Source organism: Pseudoalteromonas sp. L23, assembly GCF_021728455.1.
GTDB lineage: Bacteria > Pseudomonadota > Gammaproteobacteria > Enterobacterales > Alteromonadaceae > Pseudoalteromonas.
The window spans coordinates 124,719-149,476 of the sequence record NZ_JAKKCW010000005.1 but is presented as its reverse complement, the minus strand read 5'-3'; the positions used below and the strand labels follow the sequence as shown (position 1 = coordinate 149,476).

21 protein-coding genes and 1 tRNA gene are annotated in these 24,758 nt (G+C 43.7%); 7 read left to right on the top strand and 15 right to left on the bottom strand.

All coding sequences use genetic code 11. The features are described from left to right. Window positions 1-85: 85 nt before the first annotated feature. Window positions 86-997 carry an AraC family transcriptional regulator gene (locus L3V43_RS10790; RefSeq protein ID WP_237116549.1) on the top strand — a complete coding sequence of 304 codons (912 nt, stop codon included), beginning with the start codon at window positions 86-88 and terminating at the stop codon, window positions 995-997. Here the strand turns inward: L3V43_RS10790 and L3V43_RS10785 are convergent. The 3 genes from L3V43_RS10785 to L3V43_RS10775 form a co-directional block, all read right to left on the bottom strand. Beyond that, window positions 933-2,450 (bottom strand): trehalase family glycosidase, encoded by a 1,518-nt coding sequence (locus tag L3V43_RS10785; RefSeq protein WP_237116550.1) that lies wholly within the window; start codon window positions 2,448-2,450, stop codon window positions 933-935. The genes L3V43_RS10790 and L3V43_RS10785 overlap by 65 nt on opposite strands. 8 nt (window positions 2,451-2,458) lie before the next feature. Further along, a complete protein-coding gene (locus L3V43_RS10780) occupies window positions 2,459-3,721 on the bottom strand; it encodes an MFS transporter (protein WP_010605073.1) in 1,263 nt (420 codons plus the stop codon). A 129-nt stretch (window positions 3,722-3,850) separates the two neighbouring features. Continuing rightward, window positions 3,851-4,852: a substrate-binding domain-containing protein gene (locus tag L3V43_RS10775; RefSeq protein WP_102057002.1), complete on the bottom strand. Its 1,002-nt coding sequence runs from the start codon at window positions 4,850-4,852 to the stop codon at window positions 3,851-3,853. Between the two features lie 253 nt (window positions 4,853-5,105). Here L3V43_RS10775 and L3V43_RS10770 point away from each other — a divergent pair, with 253 nt between their 5' ends. After that, window positions 5,106-7,358 (top strand): TonB-dependent receptor, encoded by a 2,253-nt coding sequence (locus tag L3V43_RS10770; RefSeq protein WP_237116551.1) that lies wholly within the window; start codon window positions 5,106-5,108, stop codon window positions 7,356-7,358. 109 nt (window positions 7,359-7,467) lie between these two features. On the opposite strand, the gene L3V43_RS10765 is transcribed toward L3V43_RS10770, so the two are convergent. The 9 genes from L3V43_RS10765 to rlmE form a co-directional block, all read right to left on the bottom strand. Next, the gene (locus L3V43_RS10765; RefSeq protein ID WP_237116552.1) at window positions 7,468-7,872 is read right to left on the bottom strand and encodes a PaaI family thioesterase; all 405 of its coding nucleotides are present in this window, start codon (window positions 7,870-7,872) and stop codon (window positions 7,468-7,470) included. A gap of 324 nt (window positions 7,873-8,196) precedes the next feature. Next, window positions 8,197-10,440, bottom strand: a complete 2,244-nt coding sequence (locus tag L3V43_RS10760) for a TonB-dependent receptor (protein WP_237116553.1) — start codon at window positions 10,438-10,440, stop codon at window positions 8,197-8,199. Between the two features lie 488 nt (window positions 10,441-10,928). Then, window positions 10,929-11,013, bottom strand: a tRNA-Leu gene (locus L3V43_RS10755). Between the two features lie 23 nt (window positions 11,014-11,036). Beyond that, window positions 11,037-11,384 (bottom strand): preprotein translocase subunit SecG, encoded by a 348-nt coding sequence (secG, locus tag L3V43_RS10750; protein ID WP_010373860.1) that lies wholly within the window; start codon window positions 11,382-11,384, stop codon window positions 11,037-11,039. Between the two features lie 4 nt (window positions 11,385-11,388). Then, the gene (gene tpiA, locus L3V43_RS10745; RefSeq protein ID WP_237116554.1) at window positions 11,389-12,129 is read right to left on the bottom strand and encodes a triose-phosphate isomerase; all 741 of its coding nucleotides are present in this window, start codon (window positions 12,127-12,129) and stop codon (window positions 11,389-11,391) included. A gap of 79 nt (window positions 12,130-12,208) precedes the next feature. After that, window positions 12,209-13,549, bottom strand: coding sequence for a phosphoglucosamine mutase (glmM, locus tag L3V43_RS10740; protein WP_010373858.1), 1,341 nt, complete (start codon window positions 13,547-13,549; stop codon window positions 12,209-12,211). Then, complete coding sequence (gene folP / locus L3V43_RS10735; protein WP_237116555.1) at window positions 13,546-14,391, bottom strand: dihydropteroate synthase; 846 nt, start codon at window positions 14,389-14,391, stop codon at window positions 13,546-13,548. Before folP ends, glmM begins: the two co-directional genes overlap by 4 nt. Before the next feature lie 147 nt (window positions 14,392-14,538). Beyond that, the gene (gene ftsH, locus L3V43_RS10730; protein ID WP_237116556.1) at window positions 14,539-16,491 is read right to left on the bottom strand and encodes an ATP-dependent zinc metalloprotease FtsH; all 1,953 of its coding nucleotides are present in this window, start codon (window positions 16,489-16,491) and stop codon (window positions 14,539-14,541) included. A 67-nt stretch (window positions 16,492-16,558) separates the two neighbouring features. Further along, a complete protein-coding gene (rlmE, locus tag L3V43_RS10725; protein WP_010605081.1) occupies window positions 16,559-17,188 on the bottom strand; it encodes a 23S rRNA (uridine(2552)-2'-O)-methyltransferase RlmE in 630 nt (209 codons plus the stop codon). Window positions 17,189-17,274: 86 nt separating this feature from the next. Between rlmE and yhbY the strand changes: the two genes are divergently transcribed. Next, a complete protein-coding gene (gene yhbY, locus L3V43_RS10720; protein WP_010373854.1) occupies window positions 17,275-17,571 on the top strand; it encodes a ribosome assembly RNA-binding protein YhbY in 297 nt (98 codons plus the stop codon). Here the strand turns inward: yhbY and L3V43_RS10715 are convergent. After that, window positions 17,568-18,815 (bottom strand): serine hydrolase domain-containing protein, encoded by a 1,248-nt coding sequence (locus tag L3V43_RS10715; RefSeq protein WP_010605082.1) that lies wholly within the window; start codon window positions 18,813-18,815, stop codon window positions 17,568-17,570. The genes yhbY and L3V43_RS10715 overlap by 4 nt on opposite strands. Before the next feature lie 98 nt (window positions 18,816-18,913). Here L3V43_RS10715 and L3V43_RS10710 point away from each other — a divergent pair, with 98 nt between their 5' ends. From L3V43_RS10710 to L3V43_RS10695, 4 genes are all read left to right on the top strand, one after another. Beyond that, the gene (locus tag L3V43_RS10710) at window positions 18,914-19,717 is read left to right on the top strand and encodes a hypothetical protein (RefSeq protein ID WP_010605083.1); all 804 of its coding nucleotides are present in this window, start codon (window positions 18,914-18,916) and stop codon (window positions 19,715-19,717) included. Window positions 19,718-19,836: 119 nt separating this feature from the next. Further along, a complete protein-coding gene (locus L3V43_RS10705) occupies window positions 19,837-20,544 on the top strand; it encodes a response regulator (protein WP_010605084.1) in 708 nt (235 codons plus the stop codon). A gap of 21 nt (window positions 20,545-20,565) precedes the next feature. Beyond that, window positions 20,566-21,852: a HAMP domain-containing sensor histidine kinase gene (locus tag L3V43_RS10700; RefSeq protein ID WP_102057008.1), complete on the top strand. Its 1,287-nt coding sequence runs from the start codon at window positions 20,566-20,568 to the stop codon at window positions 21,850-21,852. A 222-nt stretch (window positions 21,853-22,074) separates the two neighbouring features. After that, window positions 22,075-23,421, top strand: a complete 1,347-nt coding sequence (locus tag L3V43_RS10695) for a sodium-dependent transporter (RefSeq protein WP_010605086.1) — start codon at window positions 22,075-22,077, stop codon at window positions 23,419-23,421. A gap of 35 nt (window positions 23,422-23,456) precedes the next feature. On the opposite strand, the gene L3V43_RS10690 is transcribed toward L3V43_RS10695, so the two are convergent. Then, window positions 23,457-23,903, bottom strand: a complete 447-nt coding sequence (locus L3V43_RS10690; protein WP_237116557.1) for a GNAT family N-acetyltransferase — start codon at window positions 23,901-23,903, stop codon at window positions 23,457-23,459. A gap of 106 nt (window positions 23,904-24,009) precedes the next feature. Beyond that, window positions 24,010-24,753 (bottom strand): sporulation protein, encoded by a 744-nt coding sequence (locus tag L3V43_RS10685; protein ID WP_010605088.1) that lies wholly within the window; start codon window positions 24,751-24,753, stop codon window positions 24,010-24,012. Window positions 24,754-24,758: the final 5 nt, after the last annotated feature.

Sequence of the window (24,758 nt, the reverse complement as noted above, 5' to 3'; positions counted from 1 at the left end):
TAGTCAAATTCACCTTTAAAAACTTAACTTAGGGTCTCGGAATGTATACGCACAGTCCAAAAGTAACCGAGAAGGAGTGCATTGTTTGCAGATCTCTAAACATCGCAGTCGTATCGAACGCTTAGTTGAAAACAAAATAAGTTTTGCCGCCAATCAGGTAGAGCTTAGCGTCTATGACACATACGAAAGTACCAATAGAGTCAAACTCGCCTCTAATGAAGTGTTGTTTTGTGCGATGATCACTGGTAAAAAAGTGATGCACGTAGACAGTTGCGACTATCACCAACCCTTTTTACCTCATCAAAGCTTCGTATTGGCACCAGAACAAACCGTATTTATAGACTTTCCCGACGCCAGCTTATCCGCTCCCACCACCTGTTTAGCAATTGAGATCAGTCGAGAGAAAATTAATACCGTGAGCGAGAAGTTAGCGCTTTCGCTTCCTAGTGATTTTAATTATCAAAAGCAGCTGGTGCACACCGAGCATAACTGGCAAACCCAGCACTGTTTGGGGCGATTGCTCCATCTGTTCAGTGAGAATGAGGCTGAGCGGGGATACTTTATCGATTTGGCAATGGACGAACTAATTGCAAGACTACTACAGCAACAAAGCCGAGATCTGCTGTTAGGCGCAGTAAAACAAACGCCTGATCAAAACGGTTTGTATCAAGCGGTGCATTATTTGGAGACTCATTTAGACGAGCCATTAGATGTAGAGAAGCTTTGTAAACTTAGCTGCATGAGTAGAAGTCGCTTTTTCAATCAATTTAAAAAGTCATTTGCGACGACGCCACAGCAGTGGCTCCAAGCACGTAGACTAACTGAAGCAAAGGCAAAACTAAAAGCAGGAATTCAGATCACCGCAATTAGTTTTGCACTCGGCTTTAAGCATCCAAGCCAATTCAGTCGAGCGTTTAAACAAGCCTTTAATATCACACCAAAGGACTATCAACTTCAGGCACTAAAAGCCGATAAAAACGACTGGTTACTCCGTTAGTCCAGCCAAAGCCCTGTTGCACCACATATTCTCCGCCACTTGCCTGTTTATCCGGTTCAACCACATTGTACTTTTCAAGCAAACAGCCGGTTTGCTCAAAACCGGTTTCAACAGCATAAAGCCATGCTTGCATAATCTTATTCGCGAGTTGATTTTGACCATATGCCCTTAAACCTGACACCGCAAACCACTGAAGTGGTGCCCAGCCATTAGGACTGTCCCACTGCTGTGAAGTAGTGACTAAGGTACTAACCAATCCACCTTGCTGCAAAAACTCTGCCTCGAGTTTTTTGCCAATATGCTCTGCCTGCTCAGGTGTAACCAGCTCTGCAAACATAGGCACAACGCCCGCTAGAGATTCAACGGAGGTACGCGCATAATCATTAAGATCTACATCGTAAAACCAGCCTTCTTTATCACACCAACAATATTTCTGTATCAGTGCACTGCGATTTGACGCTAAATTGGCATAGTACTGCGCTTGCGTTAGCTCGTTTAATTTCTCAAAACAACGTGCGATTTGCGACTCAAGCAATACTAGTAGTGCATTTAAATCCACAGGGATAATGTCTGTTGTACGAATGCTCGCTAAATCGTCAGCGTTTGCTAACCAACGGCTACTAAAGTCCCACCCCGACTCACAAGCCGCACGAATGTGCTGATAAAAGGTTTCGCTGTCCGTAACCGCTGCGGCTAATTCTATATCCTCAATAAAAGACTCTGGGCGCGGCGCTGCAAGCGGATCCCAGTAGCGATTCAGTTTGCCCCCACATGGCATGTTGACGACTCGGTACTGCGCTTTTTTATCCGTGCAACTCAAATCCTCTCCGGTCTGCCAAAACTGATGCTCTTTCAGTAATGCCTGAGTAACTCGCGACAGCCACTGCTTATCATGGGATTTTTCCTGCCACAGTAAATCAACCATTAATGCCGTTACAGGTGGCTGGGAGCGACTTTGGTAATAATCTCGATTGCCGTTAGGTACATGTCCAATACGATCAATAAGACTCACAAAGTTATCTAACATTCCCTCAACGAGATCGCTTCTGTTCGCATCTAAAAGCCCAAGTGCCGTAAAGTAGCTATCCCAGTAATAAATCTCATTAAAACGTCCACCCGGTACAACATACGGATGGGGTAAAGGTAGCAAGGAGCCCTTAGCAACGGTGCTCGGCTTTCTAGATAAACGCGACCACAGCGCACTGATATACTGCTGTGCACTCGTAAAATCGGGTAAGGCATTTAATTCTTTGTTGGCAACAAAGTCAAAATGCGCATGCACAAATCTAAGTAATGCCTCTCCCGTCGGCTTTTGCATCACATACTGGTTTTCTATCTCTGCAAGCGGAATTTTTGCGATGGCATCTGCAAAAACCTTACTGTCTGAAAACAGGCCAGCGCTTTGCACCGCCTTAAAAATCTCTGTGGAATAAAAGTTTGATTGGTACTGCATGTAAAACCTCAGCTCACCTTTTGTTGACTTGGCGTGTGAGCATGATTTGATTGGCTAGACTCACTCATCGATTTAAAGAAATATAAACACACTGCAATCACCAGCATGGGAATAAGTGCCCCATAAAACGCTTGTTGACCACCAAAATGTTGAAATACTAAACCTGTGATCATTGAACCCGTGCTACCACCCAGCGCTGAAAATACAACGATTAGCCCTGTCATCGACGCGTGCTGTGTAGTGGGTAAACTACTTAGCATTACCGAATTAATCACTGGATAAATAGGCGCCATAAAAAGACCGATCAGCGGCATGAGAAAAGCCACAAGGGGTGCGTCAAATAACGAAGAAATAAGCGTTTTCTCAATACCCTCAGTCATCGGTAACGTTAAAATCACTAATCCTGCCATAGCGGCAAGGCAAACATTTAACACCACATACCAATGTACTTTGGTGAGCACAACGCCGGCACCGAGCCGACCGAGTGCTAAGCAAGCAGCAAAAACACTGGTAATTTGCACGCTAATATTCACCGGTAATGACAAGATCTCATTATTAAAAGTAGGCAGCCAAGTGCCTATACTCTGCTCTATCAATACGTATAAAAATGCGGAAATCACAAATACCAGCACAAGGGGCTTAGCCACAAGCTTTAACATCGCTATAAATGCAGAGACACTAGACTCGGTGGCTTGCGTTGGCTCTGGCTTTGCAATTGGGGAGATCCAAACAATAAATGCGGTGAACGCGCTCAGCACAGCTAACACGAAATAGACGTTTAACCAGCCAAGAGAGTTATCGCCGCTGTCAATAAACGCCGCAAAAATCCAATAACCGCCGAGGACCCCTAACATAAACACGCCCTCAATAAAATTAAGCAGGCTTGAATGTTGGTTGCTTCCTTCAGTGACTTGGCCAACGAGCGCATAAACCGACACTTTGACCACCGCAAATGCCGCACCCACGCAAGCAAATACTAGTTTAAGAATCCAAAACTCAGCGACCATAGGTGTGATACTGCAAATCAATGCCACGCCCGCGAGCACTGCGGTCAAAGCAATTTTAAATCCAACCCTGGGGATAACCGACGCAACCAGAAATGAAACGATGGCGATGGGAAGATCTTTAAATGCCTCTAAGGTGGCGGCCTGCGCTTTTGTAATGCCAAAGCTATGAATAGACTGCAAGATGACCGTCCCTACGCTATTGAGCAAAATAGCAAATAGGAAGTAACTAACGGCCATGGCAAGTATGATACGTGCTCGATTCATTGTTATTCTCGTTAAAACACTGTGATTCCTTTTTAGTCTAGACAGACTTTCTTATTTTTGCAATCGTTTGCATTTCAAATCACATCAAAACAATTTAAGCTAATGATTGTTATCGCATATTGTGCTGCTTTAACTAGACTGTCTGATCACTAATAATGACGGCACCTCTTGAGACGCACATGTCTCACCACTTAGCTGAGAGAGCAGCTTTTCCACCAATAACTGTGCCGCTGCATTGGTGTCTTGTTTAATCGTAGATAGCGCAGGGAAGCTGATCTGTGCCATGGCTATGTCGTCAAATCCGACTATTCGTACGTCATTTGGTACGCTAACGTAACGCTCTTTTAGCGCTTTTAGTGCCCCAAGCGCGACCATATCACTACACGCAAAGATCCCATCAAAGGTTAATCCTTGTGCTCGCAACAAAGCGTTTATACTCGCGTAGGCAGCCTCTGAAGTAATGTCGATTTTAATCATTTGCGCTTCTACCTTGGCTTTTTCCACCGCATGGCAAAATCCGCGATAGCGCTCACCGAGTTCGGCATGGCCCGGATCGCCCAAAAATAGAAGTTTAGACGCTCCCTTGGCAATTAAGTGCTCCGTTGCGCTAAGGCCACCAATAAAATTGTCACTACCAACGATAGGATAATTTGCAGAAGTTTTAGGGTCGCCCCATACCACGATCGGCGTGCCAGCTCTTGCAGCACGTTCAATTCGTGCTTGCTCCTTGCCTTGCCCGACAACGATAACTCCATCGGCTCGACGGCCAGAAATAAAATAACCATGCCAGTCTTCCCCTGCCATATAAGAATTAGAGAGTAATAACTCGTACCCTTTTCGGTTCACCGCACGATTAATATCGCTCACTACTTTAAGTAAAAATGGGTCATCGACGGATTGTTTGGTTTCGGCTTCGAGATTGATAATAACGGCAATGACTTTGGTTTTTTGCATCCGTAAGCGACTAGCCGCCGCGTTAACGCTAAAGTGATGCTCTTTTGCAAGCGCCTGAATGCGCTCTCGAGTTTCCTTTTTTATCAGAGGGTTATCATTGAGTGCACGGGAAGCTGTGGAGGTAGAGACTCCAGCTAGCCTTGCTAGATCCGATAGCTTTAATTGTGTTGTTCCCATCGCAAACCCCTTCTTAGCACACGTTATTACATCGCTATTCTTACAATTTTTTGATACTTAAACCATAACTAATTGAATCTCCTACCCTAACCAAGCAGAAAAGATAAGCAATCACTGTAAATTTGTAACGCCTTCCATCATTTTATGACAAATTTTTAAACAACATCATTGCAAACGTTTGCATTAAGATCTATTTTAAAAAATAGACAGTCGTTAAATACCAGTCTATGACAACAACAAGAGGGCTTTAGCCGTGATAAAAACTAACTCCTTAAGCTTGATCGCTGCAGCTATAACGCTTGCGTTAAGCGCATCAGCTCAGGCTGAACAACAACCGAACAATAACAAAGAAAAAGTAGAAACCATCATTGTGTCAGGTACACCTGGTGGCGCAGGGATCAGAAAAATTGATGCAAGCTTTGCTGTGACTAACATCGATGCCGTGCAAATTGATAAGCTCGCCCCCAAAAGTACCGCTGACTTGCTTAAAGCGGTGCCTGGGATCTGGGTTGAAAGTTCAGGAGGTGAATCCGGTGCCAACGTTTTTGTTCGCGGCTTTCCAGGCGGTGGGGATGCACCATTCTTAACGGTTAGTTTGCAAGGCAGTCCTATATATCCCGCGCCAACGCTCTCATTTTTAGAAAACACCTCGATTTTCAGACTCGATGAAACCATCAGTATGATGGAAGGCCTGCGTGGTGGACCAAACCCCGTGGTGTCTAATGGTCAGCCGGGCTTAACAACTAACTTTCAACTTAAACGCGGCCAAGCCGACACCGAAGGGACGTTTAAATATACCACCACAGACTATGGTCTTAACCGCATTGACGGCGTGTTAAGTGGTGAGATCTCCAATGATCTTTACTACATGGTTGGCGGCTATATCAAACGCTCTTCTGGGATCCGTGATGCGGGCTTTACCTCAGAAAAAGGCCATCAATTTACCATAAACCTAACCAAAGAGTTTGCTGATGGTGAATTTAACCTTTATACCCGTCAAACTGATGACAGAGGCGCATGGTATCTGCCAACCCCACTTAATGTTGAGGGTGTGGATGCGGGCTTTACTCAGCTGGGAACGAATAATCGCAAAGCTATTATTTATGTCGGTGATGCAAATGCACCGATGAGCGTAGATATGGGTGATGGTCGCGGCTGGAAAGGCCATGTTTCTGGAGGTAGCTTAAAAGTAGAATTCAAAAATGGTTGGCAGTTAAATGACCGCTTTAGCTTAACGCAAGGCGATGCAAATACACTAGGCCTTGTGCCTGCTGGCAGTGCCATGCGTTTAAGTGAAGTGGCGGACAATGGTGAAACCGCAACAGGTAGCGTCACGGGCGATGAATACGCGGGTGATACCATGGTACAACAATATGGTCGCTGGGTTGTATTAAAAGATATCGAAGCTTTCACCAATGACTTAGCCTTAAGCAAAACCTTTGGTGATTGGTCAAGTGCCTTTGGTATTTATACAGCAACTACTTCTGCAAAAGACTGGTGGAGCTTAGGCAATACCGCCTACCACGTTTTGGAACAAGGTGGCGAAGCATTGAATGGTATCGCGTGTAATAGCGATGTTGCCGGTTGCGCCTTCAACTACGACATTAACAGTTCTGGTGATGCCACGACATGGGCAGTTTATACCACTCATAGTTACCAAGCTACTGAAGCGCTTAAATTAGACTTAGGCCTGCGTAGTGAGCAGCACGAGGTAGAATACTCTGTAGATGAAGATTTAGACGGAGTGATCACAAAAGCGGTTGACTATGATGAGCGCAAGACTTCATGGACCTTAGGCGCTGACTATAGTTTGAGCTTAGATTCAGGTGTTTTTGTGCGTATGAACAAAGGCTACAAAATGCCTTATTTCGACGACTTCAGAGACAACTATAGCACCTATGAATCGGGCGAGTCGCTGATTAAAGAAGTCACACAAGCTGAGCTTGGCTATAAATATATGGGTGAAACCGGCGACCTCTTTGTTACTTTATTTACCAACGAAGTAAAAGGCGACACGTTTGTAAGACGCCCAGGTATACCTGCGGAAATTCTAACCAATGAAGCAACCGGTGTAGAACTTGATTACAGCTACAACCATGAATCGGGTTTATCGATAAACTTGAATGCCACTTGGCAAGACACTGAAATTACTGAAAGCCCAACAAATGAGGGAAATAAAGCACAGCGCCAACCAGATTGGATGCTGCGCGTTACACCAAGCTACGACTTTGAAATGTCAGGTATGTATGCCACCTTGTATGGCACACTCTCAGCTGTAGACGACCGTTTTGGCGATAATGAAAATACTGTCGTGTTAGAGGGCTACGAAAAGCTTGATATTGGCCTTATCGTAGAGCCAACAGAGGGCGTAAAATTACAACTAGCGGTAGATAATCTTACTGATAAACAAGGGATCACCGAGGGGGATCCACGTAACCCAGATTCACCTAACGGCCGCTATATCATGCCAAGGAGTGTAAAGTTTAGCGTTGCGTATACGTTCTAGTTGCTGTAACTAAGCGTTTAACATAGCGCTGCCCGCTTATATCAAATGCCTAAGGCTGGTAGCGCTAAAAAGACCTAATCAAATACACTTCAGAACACCGCCTGCTACCCTAAACCTTAGTTATTGTGCCAAGAGAAACCGCCACCAACTTTTCTTCGTCACCGCTTTGCGCATATACCTTACATTCGCATGTCGCCTGACGTTTACCCGAATACAACACGGTTGACTTCGCAATTAGCTTATCGCCAATAGCGGGTCTAACATAATTCACTTTATACTCTGAGGTAACACAGCTGCCCAGCACCGATGCACCAGCAAAAGTAATACAATTATCAGCTAGATAGCTAACCACGCCGCCATGTGCAAAACCATAGTTTTGTTTAAGATCATCCTGAATAGCGAGACTTAACTCAGCAACGCCAACCTCAAACACCTCCAACTCAGCGCCCAACAACAAACTAAAAGACTGCTGTGCTAGGATCTCCTTTCCTTCCTCTAACATAGTATTGCTCAACTTCTTCTCCTTAATTATATTTAAAATATCAACGCTCAAATAGACTCGACGTCGCGAATAGTCTTCACGTTATAGTAAACAATCATAGTTAATTAAAACCGCGATATGATTAGCTCAACACGACTAAAAACTGTGCTAGAAATACCGCCTATCACTAAACTCCCATAGGTCAACTACAATGTAAACAAGCAGCTATATCAATTATTTTACGTATTCTGAATGAGTTTGAAATGTTGCCACATAATTTAGGACGGGGTAGCTACAATAAAAAAGCCGCTTAGCTAGAAACTAAACGGCTTTTTCTATATTCAAGCTAGGGTTGGATTAATCTAACCAGAACTCTTTTTTGAACTTAATACCAAACTCACTGCGGTCATTGCTGCGCATGACACCAACAAAGCCACTTTGCTGTAGACGACCTACATCGTACACTTCGTTTAGCACGTTTTCACCGTATAGCGTTACTTCCATATCACCTTCAGCGTTGGTGTATGAGATGTTAAAGCCTAACAATTCGCGAGAATCAATATGCTCGCTTGCTCGTGTTACAGACTGACCTTGCATGTCTGAGCGGTACGAGTAGCTTGCGTTAACTGCAATCGTTGCACCATGCTCTAAGTCATGGAAGTAAGATGGTGCGACCATCACAGTCCATCGAGGTGTGAGTGCTGGCGCATCGCCTTTACCAATACCAATAACACCTTCATCAACATGGGTAATTTCTGAGTCTAGGTAACCGATTGAGCTGCGTACTGAGAAATCATCAGTAATTGCGATTGTCGTTTCAAGTTCAATACCTTGTGCTTTCGACTCACCTGCATTTTCCACGATAGTGACGAAACCACCGCCAGCAGTCGGGTCGTTGAAAGGTAGCGCCAGATCAGTGTAATCCGTTACAAATGCAGCAACCATCATAGATACGTTGTCATGCACTTGGCCTTTGAAACCGATTTCGTAGTTAATCGCTTTAGTTTCATCAAACGCAGCGAATTGATCTGGACCACCAAATGGACGTGGTGGGAAGCCGCCACTTTGGTACCCTTTTTGGACCTGCGCGTAAACATTGATGTCACGAGTTAACTGGTATGACGCATTCACGTCCCACGTAACTTCGTCAAAGTCTGCGCTTACATATTTACGAGCACCAAAGCTTGGGAATAGTGCGTTTGCCTCTTTTTTGTCTTCAGAGTAACGTAAACCACCACCTATGCTGAACAGCTCAGTCACGTCAAAGCTTGCATTTATGTAAGCCGCATAGGCATCGGTTTCTTGGTTGATATCAAAGTAACCGTAGTCACCAAAAGAAGCTGTCTGACCATCGTTTAATAAGCCATTTGGCGTGTTCCACGGGCTAAATACGAACGGACCAGAGCTGGTAAAACCGTCTTCGTTAAAGTAATAAAGACCCGATACAAAATCCCAAGAGTCATAAGTACCGTTTAGTTGTAGTTCAAATGAGTACTGATCTGCACCGCCCTCTTCTGGGAATTCAGATAGATTAAGTGCTACCGCATCGTCATCTAGGCCACCGGTATATTCAGAACTACGCTTGCTTGCGATAAATTTAACAGAGTAAACATCACTTGCTTGCCAATCAGCAGTCACTGACCCACCCCAACCAGAATAATCTGTGCTTTCAATGCCAGCAACCGTTGTTGCCAAATCATCAGGATTGTTTGGCAACATAGACTCATCTAGCAATGGGAAGTCACCATTGAAAGGGTCATTTGAGTCAAGTGGACCTGTTAATTCAATAGTATACGGTGATTGACCAGACTCGTTCTCAACGCCGTCAAATGCAGCGGTGACAACTAAATCATTCGTTGCTTGCCATCTAAGTGCTAAACGGCCACTAAACTCTTGCTCTTCGCCGATTTCCTTTTCAGGATTTGCTAAGTTGATTGCTTTACCTACACCGTCGCGCTCTTTATAAGAAGCACTTGCAGAAAAGCTCAGTGTGTCTGTTAACGTCTGGCTTGTATACAGGTCAGTCGCTAAACGACCGCGAGAACCTACTTTAGCTTCAACGCGTGCAACTTCTTCAGCGCCAGGTTGTTTAGTGATCACATTTACCGCACCGCCTAATGTGTTACGGCCGTACAGTGTACCTTGTGGACCACGTAGTACCTCTACGCGTTCAACATTAGGCAGTGAAAGGTTAGAACCCATCTGACGGCCAAGGTATACGCCATCAACGTAAACACCAACACCTGGGTCCGTTGTGATCACATGGTCTTGTAGACCAATACCACGGATAAATACAGAAGCATGTGCAGCGTTACCTACACCATAGCGAGTAATATTTAAGTTTGGAACGAACTTACCAATATCGTCTAGATTGCTGATATTGGCTTTATCAATATCACTAGCACCGATAGAAGTAATCGCAGTAGGCGTTTCGAACAAGCTTTCAGTACGTTTACGAGCAGTCACTTCTATTTTTTCAAAAACTTGTTTTTCTTGCTCTACATTAGCTTGTTCAGCCAATGCTGTACTAGGAAGGGCTACTGCTGCTAACACTGCAGCTGAAATCGCAGATAAACCAAGGCGAGGTAAAACTGTAATCATATAATCTCCAAAGGAATCACCGTGTGTGTGCTAGTTGCGAGAGGTCACAACTAGAGAAGTAACAAGCTAAGTGTCATTACCTCTAGCCCAGTAATCCGTTAAATCTAAATAGACTTAAACACTACAAATTTTGGGCATAAAAAAAGATGCACTAGGGGCATCTCTTTCCTCTGGAGGGGTATTATAGTCACAACCAGAGTAAATTGAAATATTTATTTAATAAAAATTACTTTTAGGGTTTTTGTAACCATAATAAAACCAATATTAGAAAATTAATTTTAATAAAAAATCGTTACAGAACAATTGATTATACTAGATAATAGGATTATATGTTACTAAAGTGAAACTTCAGCCTAGGTTTTTGCCGTGGTTTTAGTTTGTTTGAAATAGCTTCTATTAGCGAAGCTGTGAATGATAAGACTAATTGGTATTAGGCTTAGTGGCAAACGGCAGACGAAAAAAAACCAGCCTAAGCTGGTTTTTTTATTTGGTGCGAATGGGGGGACTTGAACCCCCACGGCCGAAGCCACCACCCCCTCAAGATGGCGTGTCTACCAATTCCACCACATTCGCAAATTCGGTGTATTTCCTAATGATTAATTAGGTACGTCAGAAGCTGGATTTTCTTCTGTCGCTGGCACATCATTTGTTGCTGGAACTGTTGTTGCAGCAGCTGGTGCCTCTAGGTTTTCCCACTCATTAGTCTTTTTAATCTGACCCGTAGTTAGGTTACCTAGAACAATACTTAGTACAAAGAATATCGTTGCTAAGATTGTTGTTGTCTTGGTCATAAAGTTACCTGCGCCTGATGAGCCGAAAACTGTCGCCGATGCACCTGCACCAAACGAAGAGCCCATATCTGCGCCTTTACCTTGTTGAATTAACACCATACCAATTAATGCTAATGCCACAATTAAGTAAACAACCATTAGAATTTCGTACATTTACTTATCCTTTTGCACTTCTGCATATAGCTGCGAAACTCTCAGGTTTTAGGCTTGCGCCACCTATAAGTCCACCGTCTATATCGTCTTGTGCGAATAACAATTGACTGTTCTGTTCATTAACACTGCCACCGTAAAGGAGCTGCAGTGATTGTGCAATTTGCTTGTCATTGTCTGAAAGCAAATCACGTATAAATTTGTGTACTGCTTGCGCTTGCTCAGGAGATGCTGTTTTACCAGTACCAATAGCCCAAACAGGTTCGTATGCTATCACAGAGTTTGTTAGCGCTGCTACACCTAATTTGGTGATAACTGCGTTTATTTGCCTAGCAACCACTTGCTCTGTCTGCCCATTTTCTCTTTCTTCTTCGGTTTCACCAACACATAAGATTGGTGTCAAACCTTGTTCTTGAGCATGTGCAAATTTGTTCGCAACATCTTCATCGCTTTCGCCGTAAATAGCTCGCCGCTCTGAGTGACCAACTAAGGTATATGTTGCACCTAGCGATTTTGCTAGGGACGCCTGAATTTCTCCAGTATATGCGCCTTCTTTATATTCCGAAACAGTTTGAGTTCCGACAGTAAGCCCTTTACTTGCTGCTTGCTCAATAAGCATAGCAGGAGGAAAAATAATAACATTTGCTTGAAATGCTTGATTGCTTACTGCTTCTGATATTTGGTCAACAAGGGCTTTTGAGCCATTCATTTTCCAGTTACCAGCAACAATTTGCTTTCTAGTTGTCATACGATACTCCGCAGTAGAAAGCGGGTGAGATACTAACTCTACTCACCCGAAGTTACAAGAAATAAATTTAATTTTTGGTTTAATTGCTCACAGATTCAACAACTTCAGCGATTTTTTGGGCAAAATCGATAACTTGCTTCTGTTGCTGAGCTTCAACCATGACGCGAACCACTGGCTCTGTACCAGATTTACGCAATAGCACTCTGCCCTTTCCGGCAAGCTGAGTTTCAACTTCAGCGACAACCGCTTTAACAGCGTCCTGCTCGGTTGGATCATCTTTAGTGCTATAGCGCACATTAATCATCTTCATTGGGTATTTGCTAAAACCTTCACCCAAATCTTTTAATGTTTTATTCTGCGCAACCATGGCAGCAAGCACTTGTAAGCTAGAGACAATGCCATCACCGGTGCTGATCAGATCCAGATTTAAAACGTGACCTGAACTTTCGCCGCCGATTTTCCAGCCTTTCTCACCAAGAAGCTCCATTACATAGCGGTCACCGACCTTACTACGCTCAAACGCAATTCCGCGTGATTTAAGGGCGTTTTCGAGCCCCATGTTAGACATTACCGTACCTACAACACCGCCACCTAATGTGCCATCGGCATGAGCTTGGCAAGCGATAATATAGACGATGTCATCACCATCAAATACATGACCGTCGTGATCGACCATCATGACTCGGTCACCATCACCATCATAAGCAATACCAACATCCGCTTGATGTTCAAGCACGGCTTTTTTCAACGCTTCGACATGCGTTGCACCGCATTTTTCGTTGATGTTGACACCATTAGGTTCACATGCGGTTGTGATCACATCCGCACCTAGTTCACGCATGACACTTGGTGCAATGTGATAAGTCGCGCCATTTGCGCAGTCCAGCACTACTTTCAACCCTTCAAGCGATAGCTCTTTAGGAAACTGGCCTTTACAAAATTCGATATAGCGACCATCCGCACTCTCTAGGCGCTTAGCTTTACCGAGTTTTTCAGACGCGACACACGTCATTGGTTCATCCAGCTTTGCTTCTATTGCAAGTTCCACCTCGTCAGGGAGCTTTTTACCATCGCCACCAAAAAACTTGATGCCATTGTCATGGTATGGATTATGAGATGCACTGATCACAATACCAGCCTCAGCTCTGAACGTTTGCGTCAAGTAAGCAACAGCAGGTGTCGGCATAGGCCCCAATAAAATCACATTGATCCCCGCGGCAATTAACCCAGCCTCTAACGCGGTTTCAAGAAGGTAGCCAGAAATGCGGGTATCTTTGCCAATAATTACCTTTTTGGTACCACGCTCAGACAGCACTTTTCCAGCCGCCCAACCTAGTTTCATTGCAAATTCAGGCGTAATTGGGAACTCGCCCACCATGCCCCTTACACCATCCGTACCGAAGTACTTTCTTGTTGTCATTGAGTAACTCCATTGACCGACGCTAGCCATACATTAAGCGCGTCGCTTGTTTCTTTTACGTCATGAACACGAATTATGTGCGCGCCTTTCTGCGCACATATCAGCGCACCGGCTAGACTCGCAGCTACACGCTCATGCGTTTCCCGAGTGAGTAGTTGTCCAAACATGGACTTTCTAGAGAGGCCTGTCAGAATAGGCAAATTGAAAGCGTGAAACTTGTCCAACCCTCCTAATATCTGAAAGTTATGCTCTAGAGATTTACCGAAGCCAAAACCAGGATCTAAAATCAGCCGATTGGTATCAATCCCAGCTTGCTTGCACGCACTGATCCTAGCTTCGAAAAACTGACTGATGTCTGAAAATAAGTCATCATAGTGAGGGTTATTTTGCATTGAGCGAGGTTGACCTTGCATATGCATTAAACAAATTGGTACATCACTGTATTGAGCTGCGACTTCGAGCGCTTCTGGCTCTTGCAACGCTCGAACATCATTAATGATATCAGCGCCTGCCTCTATTGCTTGTTTCATCACCTCGGCTTTACTGGTATCTACCGAAATCACACAGTTAGAGTGTGCGCGAATTGCTTTAATAACCAGTATCACGCGCTGTAATTCTTCTTCTAATTGGACGTCTGGCGCGCCGGGACGAGTGGACTCTCCACCTATGTCTAAGATGGTAGCGCCTTGTGAAAGCATTAAATTTGCTTGCTCGATCGCACTATCAAGGTGAGTAAAATGTCCACCGTCAGAAAATGAGTCGGGAGTAACATTTAAAATCCCCATAACCTGAGGCTTATCTAAACTAAGGGTGCGCCCTTTGGGTAAACGTAACTCGTACATTCTATACCTATTTTCTGTAGTCTAAGTTTGGTGATAACGAAAGGCTTATAGCAGTTGATTTAAGTTCTCGCATCGAATGTCATAAAACTTATATCAACTGATACAAAAAAGCCCCGATTGCTCGGGGCTGTCGTATTCTACCTAATCTTACGATTTGTCATCAAGCTCTGAGTTTGATGATGTCTCGTTTGACTGCTCTTCTGCTGGTTTTTCAGCTTTAGGCTCAGACTTTATGTCTGTTACTTTTGCAGATTCTACTTTTTTCTCTGGCTTAATGTCATGTGCATCCCTTGGTGGACGAACATCACGACGCTCCATTAGATCATCAATCTGCAATGCATCAATCGTTTCGTATTTCATCAACGCATCTTTCATGGTGTGAAGAATATCCATATTATCTTTTAGGATTTGCTCCGCACGTTGGTAGTTGCGATCAATGAAATCTTTAATTTCAGCATCAATAAGCTTGGCGGTTTCATCCGACATACCTGACATACGGTGAGAACCACCACCCATGTACATTTCGCCTTGCTCTTCCAAATACATCTGTGGACCAAGTTTCGGACTTAAGCCCCACTGAGTAACCATTTTCTTAGCAATATCGGTCGCGCGCTCAATATCGTTGCTCGCGCCTGTCGTTACTTTGTCATCGCCGTAAATCAGCGCTTCAGCGATACGACCACCGTATAAACTCGAAAGCATAGATTCTAGGTGTTGCTTAGAGTGACTTACACGGTCTTGCTCTGGTAAGTACATAGTTACACCTAATGCGCGACCACGTGGAATAATCGACACTTTATACACTGGGTCATGCTCAGGCACTAAACGACCAACAATCGCGTGACCAGCTTCGTGATATGCCGTCATTTCCTTTTCTTGCTCGCTCATCACCATGGACTTACGCTCAGCACCCATCATGATTTTATCTTTCGCGGCGTCAAATTCCGCCATACTTACCTTACGCTTGTTGCCCCGAGCGGCAAACAGTGCGGCTTCATTCACAAGGTTTGCCAAGTCTGCACCGGAAAAGCCCGGCGTACCACGTGCAATTACAGACGCTTCAACATTATCGTCTAATGGCACTTTGCGCATGTGAACGTTTAAGATTTGTTCACGACCACGAATATCCGGAAGACCAACCACGACTTGGCGGTCGAAACGGCCAGGACGTAATAATGCAGGATCTAGTACATCAGGACGGTTAGTAGCAGCGATAACGATAATACCTTCGTTACCCTCAAAGCCGTCCATTTCTACAAGCATTTGGTTAAGTGTTTGCTCACGCTCATCGTGACCACCGCCCATACCAGCGCCACGTTTACGGCCTACCGCGTCGATTTCATCGATAAAGATGATACAAGGCGCAGCTTTTTTTGCCTGTTCAAACATGTCACGAACACGAGATGCACCAACACCAACAAACATTTCTACGAAGTCAGAACCGGAAATCGTAAAGAATGGTACTTTTGCTTCACCAGCAACGGCTTTAGCAAGTAAGGTTTTACCCGTACCTGGAGGACCAACCATCAACACGCCCTTCGGAATGCTACCGCCCAACTTTTGGAACTTTGACGGGTCACGCAAAAAGTCGACTAGCTCAGTAACATCTTCTTTTGCTTCGTCACAACCAGCGACGTCTGCAAATGTTGTCTTAACTTGGTCTTCGCTCATTAATCGAGCTTTACTTTTACCAAACGACATTGCGCCTTTGCCGCCACCGCCTTGCATTTGACGCATGAAGAAAATCCATACCCCAATAAGCAAAAGCATTGGGAACCAAGAAATAAAGATGTTTGCAAGGAAAGATTGCTCTTCAGGTGCAACGCCTTTGATGTTTACGTCGTTCTTAAGTAAGTCATTCACCAAATCCAAATCAGTTAATGGAATTACTGTTTGAAAACGATCGCCACTTGAACGAACGCCGCTAATTACGCCTGTTTGACGATCAATACTGACTTCTCTTACAGAGCCATTGCGCACATCCTTTACAAATTGTGTGTAACTCGTTTGGCGATCATATTGTTCGCCACCGTTAAAGCTCTGGAACACAGTCATTAGCACTACTGCAATCACTAACCAGAGTATTAGATTTTTAGCCATATCGCTCAAGGAGTTAACCTCTTGTATCCAAAAAAATTCAAATTCAACTTGATGCTTTCCAACTGTACTACAGTTTGTAGCCCGTCGCCACTACATATACTTCGCGTGAACGAGGACGAGACGCTTTTGGTTTACGGATCTTTACGACCTTAAAACAATTACGTACCTCTTGTACAAATTGATCAAAGCCTTCTCCTTGGAAAACTTTAACCGCAAATGCACCGTTTGGTTTTAGCACTTGATGGCACATATCTAATGCTAGCTCGACCAGATACATACTGCCAGATTGATCGGTTGACATATTTCCGCTCATATTTGGTGCCATATCAGAAAAAACTACATCAACATTCTTGCCGTTTATTCTATCCAATAATGCATTTAATACCGCTTCTTCTCTGAAGTCTCCCTGAAGGAAATCGACACCCGCTAATGAGTCCATCGGTAAGATATCACAAGCGATAACTTGTCCGCCAATATCTACCTGCTCTGCGAGATACTGCGACCAGCTCCCCGGAGCAGCCCCTAAATCAACTACCGTCATTCCTTTACGGATCAATTTATCCTTTTGCTGGACTTCTTCCAGTTTAAAAACCGCTCGTGAACGATAGCCACGTTTTTGGGCTTCATGCACATACGGGTCTTCTACGTGTTCTTTTAACCAACGTTTCGAACTGGCGGAATGTTTTTTATTTGCCATATTAACTACAACTCATTAGTAATATTGTCTAGATGGCGTTAGAATATCGATAATTCAAGCCTTTTAATAAATAAGATTGTATCAATATGACCTTATCAAATAAACAAAAGCAGTTCCTAAAAGGGCTAGCTCATTCTTTAAACCCAGTTGTTCTTTTAGGCGCAAACGGCCTAACCGAAGGCGTCATGGCTGAAATTGAGCAAAACCTGAACATTCACGAACTTATCAAGGTAAAAGTACCAACCAATGATCGTGAAACTAAGAAACTGATTTTTGAAGCAATTGTTCGTGAAACAAATGCACATAAAGTACAAACCATTGGCCATATCATTGTGTTGTACCGCCAAAGCGAAGACAAAAAGATCCAGTTACCTCGTAACTAACCTTTGTTGTCTGCGACGTTTTCACCAGAAGACGTCGCAATCTCTTGTAATAAACTCGCTTCTTCTGCTTTTACTTTCTTAATTTCCTGCTCACTCACCTGAGGCAGTAATTTCTTCTCAAGCGCCAATGCGTCAACAATAAAGTCGTTTGTTAACTGATTAATAATGCCACTCTCTGCATTTAACAGTAGGCTAAACCCAATACCAAGCTCTGGAATAATCACCACATCGGTACGATAACCTTGCACCCAGCCACTATGATAATAGAGCAATTTGCCATCGTAACGATAAATTCGCCAGCCAAGTCCATAATAGGCTTCTTCTACATGACCACGCCAAACGCGTCTGCGTAGCTCTCGTTTCGTCAACGTATACGGCACTGATTGCTTACTCAGAGCATCCGGTGATAGAACACTTGGATACAGACCTAATTGTGCTTTTAACCACTGCGCCATATCAGCAGCACTAGCGTTTACACCAGCTGCGGGGAGTACTTTATAGTAATGCGGCTTTAATTTAGCGGTATGCCAACGCTTTCGCCCTCTGACATGCGGCCATGCAAAATTATCATTTTTTGTCATTTGCTCGTAGCCAAGGCCGGCGTCATGCATATTAAGTGGCGCGAAAACAAACTCTTCCATCCAAGTTTTGTAACTGATATTCGTCGCCTGCTCGATAACATCTCCAATCAAGCTAAACATGACATTTTGATAACCATAACACTCACCGGGCTGACATAACGCTTTGACTTGCAGTAAGCGCTCAACAATTTGTGGGTAGTCCATGCGAGACTCGATTAAATTATCGTAGGCATTGGGCACTAAGCCACTCGAGTGACTTAACAAATGATAGAGCTTAAGTTGGCTATAATCACCTTTGGCGACTTGCGGCAAGTAGCTGGCCACTCGATCGTCAATATTAAAATACCCTTCGCTCGCTAATTTAGCCGTTAGACTTCCTGCAAACGTTTTTGAAACCGATGCCAAGCGAAAGCGAGTTTGTTCGTTGACCACACTTCCTTGTCGACTTTTTGTCTTGCCAAAACCTTCTGCGTAGCTGCCGTGCTCGACATGCACGACGGATAAAGCAGCACCGGGCACCGATTTTTCTTTTAGTTTGCGCTCGACTTGCTTAGAATAGCTCTTTAAAAATTGTGACCATTGCTGGTTTGGGGTTTTTGCAATCGTTATTTTTGGATAACTAATGCAAAAAAAACAAACTAATGTGAGAATTAGCGACTTCATAATGACTCATTTCATTAACACTCGCCCGCCATACTAACATGATGAATTGGCGGAACTCACTAAATATAAGAAAATAACTGTTTAATTGAGGTATTTTAATGCGTTTAGTGCTAGCAGCTCTATGTACAAGTCTACTTTTTGGATGTGTCACCACAGCGCCATTAGCGCCAAAGTTAGATGTACCTAAGAAGCCACTACTAAAAAAGTCTGTTTATCAAATCAGCTATAGTACCGAACTTAATTCTGCACGAATTAAATCAGTGCAATTGCCCGCTCACCCACTTGCTCAAGGTGACACAGTCTACATCAATGCCGATAAGGTAAGCTTGACTGATACACTGAGAAAGCAGATTGTTGCTTTACTTGAGAAAAAAGGCCTGAAAGTTGTTGCAGCTAAAAACGCAAACTACACGCTAACAATTCATCAACTTGATTTGGAATTTGCAGCCAATAAAACGTACGCACTGGATAGGCCAAGAAACCCACATCCACATATTGCTGAACTTGCTCAAAATTCGCCAGCATTTCAATGCACTAATATTGTGGCTTCAGTCAGTATGCGCCTAGCACACCAAGCTTCGTCAGATGTTGTCTGGTTTGCCAAATCATCAGTAGATAGCGCTGGATTTCAAGGGATCCCTTTACAATTCACATTTACTGAAGTGGAAAAAATAGAAAACGAGCACGATGTACTGTCGTTTATTGTGGCCCAAAATACCGACGAGGCGCGCCGTCAACGTGGCGAAAAGCCCGTTGATATTCCTCCTTACAAGGTAACTAAAACGGTTTCGCCGCTCGAGAAAACCGCTGGTGCATGTACCCAAACCGAAGTATCAGCGCTAACAGCGGATATGCAAAAACACTTGGCCGAGAGTTTAATTGAAAAGCTAAACGTTAAGTAACATAAGTACTCGCCAGTTTGACAGAGGTCAACTGCAGGCTGGCGCTACACTTATTTACAGACAATGACGCTTTTAGAATTATACTCGACGCAGAAAAATAAAAAGTTCGGAGTAAAGACATGGAGCAATACGGCACAATCTTATTGGTTGAAGATGACACTTCATTAGCGCAATGGGTCGCTGAATATCTTGATAATCAAGGTTACAAAACACATTGCTGCTACCGCGGTGATGAAGTCGTTGAACGTGTTAAGTCACTAGACCCCGACCTTGTTTTACTTGACCTTATGCTCCCCGGTAAGGACGGTATCAGCGTATGCCGTGACTTACGTCAGTTTTATAGCAAGCCTGTTATTATGCTCACAGCCAAAGATGAAGAAATGGATGAAGTCATCGGTTTGGAAGTTGGCGCTAGCGATTATGTAATCAAGCCTGTGCGTCCTCGCGCCTTACTCGCTCGTATAAAAGCGAATGTTCGCGCTGCACAAGAAAAACCACAAGATCATCAAGCTGCCAATCACGAACTCGTGGTGGGACATTTATGTATCGACACTCAAGCTCGCAAAGTCAGTGTTGCAGGTCAAGAAGTCATCGTCTCTAGTGCCGAATACCTACTACTGCAATTTTTAGCCAGTCACGCTGGTGAAGTTGTCTCTCGCGATGCGGTTTTTAAAGCGACAAAAGGGAGAGAATATGACGGCCTCGACAGAAGCGTCGATGTGCTTATTTCTGCCCTACGTAAAAAGTTTAATGATGATCCTCAAAACCCAGAAAAAATTAAAACGGTGTGGGGTAAAGGGTATCTACTCGTGCCATCAGCTTGGTAATGAAGGTCGCAAGCTAATATCGTGAAAAAACTCTATATCTACTTACTCGCTGGTGCGTTAATTTCGATCTTCGCTCTGGGTTGGGTGATCGACACCTATAATCAGCAAACCGCTCCCTTAGAAGATAGTTTTGAGTGGCAAAGCAAACTGATTACAGGTCTTGCCAAGCAAGTTGCAGATATTGAACAGGGAAAACGAGAAGACGCAACGGCTTTGATTGCCAAACAATTTGACATCAATATTAGCTATAAAGATGGCGAAACGCTAGCCATGCCGCTCGAGTTAAAGCAACAGATGTTACAACCTGATGGGTTAGTAATAGAAAACGAGAATGTATACCTTCTAAAAACAACCCCTAAAATGGCGCCTGACTACGTTGAACTTGAATGGCAACCTCAGGTTGAACAGGCTGATTACGACGTATTGCTAACATTATTTTTCTACGGTGGAATTTGCGCAATATTATGGTTCATTCTCTCTCCGTTAGTTAAACGTTTGATCGTTCTCAATACTGCAGCAAAGCACTTTGCCAGCGGTAACCTAAGCGCGCGCATCGCCCCCAATCATTTCACCTATATCCGCGACTTGGAAAATACCTTTAATCGAATGGCAAGCCAAATAGAGAAGTTGATGGCTGAGAATAAGCTAATGGCCTCCAGTCTTTCTCATGACATTCGGACACCTGTTGCGTGTTTAAGGTTTGGCTTAGATGCAGCTTTAGATGAAAGTGATATCGATGCCATTCACGATTATTTAGCACGCATGGAAAAAGATTTAGATCAAATGGAGGACATGCTCTCGAGCTATCTATCTTTTGCGACGCTTGAACAAAAGTCTCATTTACTCAAACATGAAGTAACGACTCTATCTCGCTATGGTCAAGATCTAATGCAGCAAATGCAACCAAAGCTACAAAAGAACCAGTTGTCTGGTCGCGTAGAAATTCCTGAACAATTAATGATCCATGGCGACTTACATTGGCTTGCAAGAGCGATAAGTAATTTGATCAGCAATGCCTGTGACTTTGCCACTGCCAGTGTGTTATTAAGTGCACACCATACCGAGCATTGGCTCATTATTACCGTTGAAGACGATGGCCCTGGGATCGCGAGACAAAATTGGGATAAAGTCTTTAGTCCTTTCTTTCAAGAGCAAACTCACCGCAACCGTGCAGGTAAAAGCTACGGCTTAGGCCTTGCAATCGTTGCAAAAGTCATGGATTGGCATCATGGTACAGCCACCGTTAACCAGTCAGAGCGATTAGGTGGCGCAAAATTTGTGCTTTCGCTACCCTGTAAAGAAAAATAATTATTGTAAATAAGTCGCTACACGGTGACTTATCTCATATAGAAATAATCGTGAAAACATTAGCTTATAAGCTAAGCTTTGATTTTTGAGTGCAACAACTTAATTACGGCTAAATATCAGGCTAAAACTTGCGCTAAATCAAGGTAATTTACTCTTTTTATTTCTTTTTAATTACAGTAGATTGTCAGCGCCGTTAGAAATTTTTAGAGAAGTATAATAATTATGAGCAATGTCCGAGGAGAGTTCAGCTCTCGCTTTGGTTTTATTATGGCCGCCGCAGGGTCGGCGGTAGGTTTGGGAAACATTTGGGGGTTTCCAACACAAACGGCATCCAATGGTGGTGCTGCATTTGTTTTAGTTTATCTGGTTTTGGCTTTTTGTCTTGCCTATCCAGCACTAATGGCAGAACTCGTCATTGGTCGTCACGGTCAAGCAAATGCCGTATCTTCACTGCGCAAACTAACAAATACAGCATGGCAAAGTAAGCTTGCTTTTGTTGTCGGGTTCGGCGGTATCATTTGTGCGGGTCTTATTTTAAGTTTTTATGCAATCGTGGCAGGGTGGATGTTTAGCGCAACACTTGAACCCATCGCGGAAGTTGCATCAATGACTCAAGCGCAATCTTGGCTTGCTGATTCGTCTATGTCGCGCAACATCGTCTTTACAGCCGCCTTTATTGCACTCACCGTGCTTATAATTAGTAAAGGCGTAGAAAACGGGATTGAAAAGTGGTCAAAGCGTTTGATGCCTGCACTTATCGGTATTTTATTCTCGTTAATTGCGTATGTATTAACCCAAGAAGGTGCCGTTGAAGGTCTTAAGGTGTATCTTGTTCCTGACTTTTCTTCTGTGCTTAATCCACAGTTACTCGTTGATGCCCTAGGGCAAGCATTTTTCTCGCTTTCGCTCGGTACCAGCGTGATGATCATTTACGGCTCATACATAAGTAAAAAAGAGAATCTAGTTTCACTTGGTGCAATGGTTACCTTAATTGACGTTTTTATCGCATTCGTTGCCGGCTTACTTATCATTCCCGCCATGTATGTCGCGCAAGCGCAAGGCGTAGAGATTTTTGCAGCTGACGGCTCACTGCTAAATGAAGACACCTTAGTGTTTCAGGTATTGCCAGCATTGTTTGATAGCATGGGTAGCATTGGCCTGGTGGTAAGCTTCGCTTTCTTTGCTCTGATGAGTATTGCCGCACTCACCTCGTCTATTTCGATGTTAGAAGCGCCTGTTTCCTATGCTGTTGAACGTTTTGCACTAGGCAGAGTACAGGCCACCTGGATCATCGGCACCTTGGTAACAGCCGTGAGCTTCACCATTTTGGTAAACATCGAGACGCTGTTCGGTTTTATTGTTAGCCTGACAACGAAGTTTGGTCAGCCACTACTTGGCATGCTGTGCTGTGTATTTGTCGGTTGGATTTGGCACAGAGCAAAACTGCTTAAAGAAATTGAATCAGGATGCCCGGAAGTTGGCAGTAGTTTCTTCTGGAAAGTATGGCCTTGGTACATCCGCTTCGTTTGTCCAATTGCCATTGCTGCGGTATTTTTAAATTCACTATAATTTCGCTCATAAAAAGAGGCTATGCATAGCCTCTTTTACTTTTTCACAAATAACATATCCTGATGCGGGATCCCATCTTCTAGATAATCTTCACCTTGCTTCACAAAGCCGAGCCCAGTATAAAACTTGTCTAAATAACACTGCGCAGAGATAACTAAAGCCTCATGAGTAATACCCGTATCACAACAAGCAATCGCGCGATGCATAAGGTCATGTGCAACGCCCTGCCCTCGCAGCGTTGACGAAACAATAACACGGCCAATGGATGCAGTAGTTGCGGATTTTCTATAACAACGTGCATACGCTAAAATTTGTTCATCTTTGACCAAAAACAGATGTTGAGTTTCAGGCGCCCTATCGGTATCGTCAATTTCTGGATAGGGACATGCCTGTTCCACAACGAATACCTCTACCCTTAGCTTTAAAATCTCAAAAAGCTCATCTTTAGTGAGCGCATCATAACTTCTAATTTTCCAATTCATTTTCTTCTCTGTCATACCAATTAGCTTTATTAAGACTGATTGGTATCGTTATGCTTAAAACAAAAACGCCCAGACAAAGCTGGGCGTTTTAGAGTAAATTAAGTGATTATGAGAACAGCCGCTCCAACTGATCGCACAATTGAGAGATATTGACGTGATCGTGCTCAATCGTTAAATCGACGTATCCATCCCCTCGAAACGCTCTGTCCAACTCTATCAGTACATGAGTTCGATGTGCTTCAGGTACAAACGAAAGCTCAACTTCTTGTAGTCCAAATAATGCACGTGAGTTTGGTCGGTATTCTAGTTCTTGGTAACAACCAGAAACAGACTGAAACTCGGACGCTCGTAAATAGCCCTTTTCTACATCCGCTTTCACTAAATGGAAGCCTAAACGCTCCATCGCTGTCATACATGCTTTCACTGCTTCATTTGGATAAATGTGTAAAGCATCTTTGTCTGATGGGTCGATGGCTAAATCAATGTCTAAGCCTGTTTCAATCCAAACATGACAACGGTTGAAGCCCGCATTTATTTCTGTGATTGGTGTTTCTGAATGAAGTCGAGCTTCAAAAGGAATAACTTTTTCTTCGCCTGGGCCTATCGTGAAATTATTACCTACACGCCAACGGTCAATAACATGATTACTAAAATATTCTCCGTCTTCCCCTTCAACCTTAACTCTTGTCATTAGCGCAAGTTCTAAACCTGTTACTTCTTGGCTAACGTCACCGCCTTTTACTACAATTTGCGCTTGAAATTTCTGTCCCGGGTGCAAATGCTCTGTTTCCAATACAGTGTCTACTTTTGCCGCACCGATACCGACAGATGCTAGGATCTTCTTAAACATTACGT

What these genes read in the sequence shown, in the direction of transcription:
- L3V43_RS10785 (WP_237116550.1), bottom strand. Translation starts at nt 2,450, where the DNA reads ATGCAGTACCAATCAAACTTTTATTCCACAGAGATTTTTAAGGCGGTG.
- L3V43_RS10780 (WP_010605073.1), bottom strand. Translation starts at nt 3,721, where the DNA reads ATGAATCGAGCACGTATCATACTTGCCATGGCCGTTAGTTACTTCCTA.
- L3V43_RS10775 (WP_102057002.1), bottom strand. Translation starts at nt 4,852, where the DNA reads ATGGGAACAACACAATTAAAGCTATCGGATCTAGCAAGGCTAGCTGGA.
- L3V43_RS10760 (WP_237116553.1), bottom strand. Translation starts at nt 10,440, where the DNA reads ATGATTACAGTTTTACCTCGCCTTGGTTTATCTGCGATTTCAGCTGCA.
- secG (WP_010373860.1), bottom strand. Translation starts at nt 11,384, where the DNA reads ATGTACGAAATTCTAATGGTTGTTTACTTAATTGTGGCATTAGCATTA.
- tpiA (WP_237116554.1), bottom strand. Translation starts at nt 12,129, where the DNA reads ATGACAACTAGAAAGCAAATTGTTGCTGGTAACTGGAAAATGAATGGC.
- glmM (WP_010373858.1), bottom strand. Translation starts at nt 13,549, where the DNA reads ATGACAACAAGAAAGTACTTCGGTACGGATGGTGTAAGGGGCATGGTG.
- folP (WP_237116555.1), bottom strand. Translation starts at nt 14,391, where the DNA reads ATGTACGAGTTACGTTTACCCAAAGGGCGCACCCTTAGTTTAGATAAG.
- ftsH (WP_237116556.1), bottom strand. Translation starts at nt 16,491, where the DNA reads ATGGCTAAAAATCTAATACTCTGGTTAGTGATTGCAGTAGTGCTAATG.
- rlmE (WP_010605081.1), bottom strand. Translation starts at nt 17,188, where the DNA reads ATGGCAAATAAAAAACATTCCGCCAGTTCGAAACGTTGGTTAAAAGAA.
- yhbY (WP_010373854.1), top strand. Translation starts at nt 17,275, where the DNA reads ATGACCTTATCAAATAAACAAAAGCAGTTCCTAAAAGGGCTAGCTCAT.
- L3V43_RS10715 (WP_010605082.1), bottom strand. Translation starts at nt 18,815, where the DNA reads ATGAAGTCGCTAATTCTCACATTAGTTTGTTTTTTTTGCATTAGTTAT.
- L3V43_RS10710 (WP_010605083.1), top strand. Translation starts at nt 18,914, where the DNA reads ATGCGTTTAGTGCTAGCAGCTCTATGTACAAGTCTACTTTTTGGATGT.
- L3V43_RS10705 (WP_010605084.1), top strand. Translation starts at nt 19,837, where the DNA reads ATGGAGCAATACGGCACAATCTTATTGGTTGAAGATGACACTTCATTA.
- L3V43_RS10695 (WP_010605086.1), top strand. Translation starts at nt 22,075, where the DNA reads ATGAGCAATGTCCGAGGAGAGTTCAGCTCTCGCTTTGGTTTTATTATG.
- L3V43_RS10690 (WP_237116557.1), bottom strand. Translation starts at nt 23,903, where the DNA reads ATGAATTGGAAAATTAGAAGTTATGATGCGCTCACTAAAGATGAGCTT.
- L3V43_RS10685 (WP_010605088.1), bottom strand. Translation starts at nt 24,753, where the DNA reads ATGTTTAAGAAGATCCTAGCATCTGTCGGTATCGGTGCGGCAAAAGTA.